Genomic DNA, 2,511 nt, shown 5'->3' on the forward strand with positions numbered 1-2,511 from the left:
GTAAGCGTCCGCTGAACCCCATGTCTATTTTTAATTCGGTTCAGGTTTCCAGCGGTGTGGCAGTAATTCTTCTATTTGGGTCACTTTATGGGTCGGCAATCTTTTCAGCACATCACTTAAATAGGCATATGGATCCAACCCATTCAGCTTTGCTGACTGGATTAAAGTCATGATGTTTGCCGCTCGCTGACCACTACGCAGCGAACCTGCAAATAACCAGTTCTTACGTCCCAACGCCCAAGGCCGCACCTGGTTTTCCACCCAATTATTGCAAATCGGTAGATTGCCATCATCCAGATAGCGGCTTAAAGCTGGCCAACGCTTCAGAGTGTAATTGATGGCCTTGGCGGTTGGAGAACTCGATGGCACCGTCAGTTGATGCTGGTTGAGCCATTCATACAGTTGTTGCATCACTGGTTGACTATGCTGTTGTCGGTATTCGCGGCGCTGTTCTGCTGTACCATCGGTCTTTTTCCTGAGTTCTGCTTCTATGGCATACAGTTTCTGAATCAGCACTAAGGCCTGTTCAGCGACCTGACTTTTCCCGGTCACATGCAGTTCATGGAATTTACGACGCGCATGCGCCATGCAGCCCACCTCAATGACCTGGCCTGATTTAAAGCGTGCTTTATAACCACTGTAATCATCACAGACCAGATGGCCCTGCCAGTCTTTCAGGAACGCTTCAGCATGCTGGCCTGAACGACTATCCTGAAAGTCATAGATCACGGCTTGAATTGGATTATATTGGGTTGTTGCATAGGCCCAGACATAACCTTTCTTCGGTTTTTTCTCATCATCACCCATCCGCATGATGGTGACTGGTGTTTCATCGGCATGGATCACCCGCTGTTGCAGCACCACCTCTTTTAAAGCATTGGCCAGAGGCTCCAGCTCTACACCGCAGCGACCTATCCAGTCAGATAAAGTTGATCTAGAAAGCTCGATTCCCGCCCGCTGATAGATCAGACGTTGACGGTACAGCGGTAAATGATCTGCGTATTTCGAGACCAACACATGGCTAAGCAGTTCAGGACTGGCAATACCTTTATCAATCACATAGGCGGGCATCGCTTGCTGAGTCAGGGTGTCACACTGATCACAGACCCATTTGCCACGCACATGCTGTTCCTTATAGAACTGTGCCGGTCTGAAATTCAATTTTTCACTGATATCTTCGCCGATACGACGTAACTGGCAGCCACAAGCACATTGGGTTGATGTTGGTTCATGCTCGATACGGATGGTGTGTAGATGATCGGGCAGCAGTCGACGTTTAGGTTTGTTGACTGTGGCTTTCTGTGTCGCTGCATCGGTTTTATCTGCATTTAATCGTTCTAATTCTAGATCAACGGCTGCGATATCTTCTTCGACCGCTTCGTCCCATAGATGGATTTGTTTTGCGGTGAGATGTTCGTTTTTACTGCCGAATTTGTGCTTTTTAAACAGCGCCAGTTCATGCTCGTATTTTTGATTGAGAATGGAAAGATGTTGGTTGCATGCTTCAAGATGCTGAACTTTGGTATCTAATTGTTGGTTATCTTCTGCGAGTTGTTGATGCTGCATTGCCAACTGTCTGGTAAATTCCAGCAGTTGTTCATGGGTCAGTTGGCTTAAGTCAGGCAGCGTATTCATGACCGCAGTATGCCTGAGGTCATGACGCAGAGGAAATAGAACGTTTGGAGAATAGCAGAATGCACCAACCTGGTTTAGAGCATCGTCACTACCTGCTGTTGTCCAATGCGCTGCCAGGGCAAACCCTGGATCAGTGCCTGTAACTGTTCCGGGCTGAGGGCTACGCTTTCACCCTGGTGAACTTTAGCCCAGTGGAATTTTCCCTGTTCCAACCGCCGAGCACACAGCCAGATCCCCAGTCCATCATGTACCAGCACTTTCATGCGATGGCCACGTTTATTACAGAACAGGTAAGCACAATGCGGTTTGATGTAGCCAAAGGCTCTCACCACCTGAGCCATGGCCGTATCCATACCTGCACGCATGTCCATGGGCTGAGTAGACAACCAGATTTCATCGATACGGATCATGTTGTAAGTGCCTTGAGTAATTTTGCTAAAGCAGATATTTCTGATACTTGCCATTTCAAGCCAATTTCTGCTTTTGAGTGGGGTAAAGTAATTTGAACCGTTAACATGCCAGTAGAAATAGGATCTAATGGTGCAGAGCAAGATAAGGCAATAAATGCAGGTTTATTCGGTAGTAGTGAGCGATCATTCCCTGGCTTAGCATCAATTAAGCGAATCCATTTGGATACAAGATGTGTATTCAATCCATGTTGCAAAGCGACCGAAGCAATTGAAACCTCCGATGCTTTACACGCCTGAACGATCTGCTGTTTAAATTCAGCACTATATGTTCTTCGTATTATCGTAAGAGATGCGATGGATGTCTGGTTATTTGTAGTCATAAATTTAAGTTCCCACTTGTTTTTAAGTGAGGACTAAATTAAGGCTTATAGGACGAATTCATAAGGTGTGTTCAGCGGACGCTTAC

The 2,511-nt window shown here is 46.6% G+C and carries 3 protein-coding genes; all 3 read right to left on the minus strand.

Annotation, left to right across the window (positions count from 1 at the left end; all coding sequences use genetic code 11):
- Positions 1 to 30 precede the first annotated feature (30 nt).
- Positions 31 to 1,635 (minus strand): IS66 family transposase, encoded by a 1,605-nt coding sequence (tnpC, locus tag WFH18_RS17250; RefSeq protein WP_005100285.1) that lies wholly within the window; start codon positions 1,633 to 1,635, stop codon positions 31 to 33.
- A gap of 74 nt (positions 1,636 to 1,709) precedes the next feature.
- Positions 1,710 to 2,045, minus strand: a complete 336-nt coding sequence (tnpB, locus tag WFH18_RS17255) for an IS66 family insertion sequence element accessory protein TnpB (protein ID WP_004282310.1) — start codon at positions 2,043 to 2,045, stop codon at positions 1,710 to 1,712.
- Positions 2,042 to 2,425 (minus strand): transposase, encoded by a 384-nt coding sequence (locus WFH18_RS17260; protein ID WP_005100287.1) that lies wholly within the window; start codon positions 2,423 to 2,425, stop codon positions 2,042 to 2,044. Before WFH18_RS17260 ends, tnpB begins: the two co-directional genes overlap by 4 nt.
- Positions 2,426 to 2,511 lie beyond the last annotated feature (86 nt).

Source organism: Acinetobacter sp. USHLN143, from assembly GCF_037145695.1.
GTDB classification, from domain to species: Bacteria; Pseudomonadota; Gammaproteobacteria; order Pseudomonadales; family Moraxellaceae; genus Acinetobacter; species Acinetobacter fasciculus.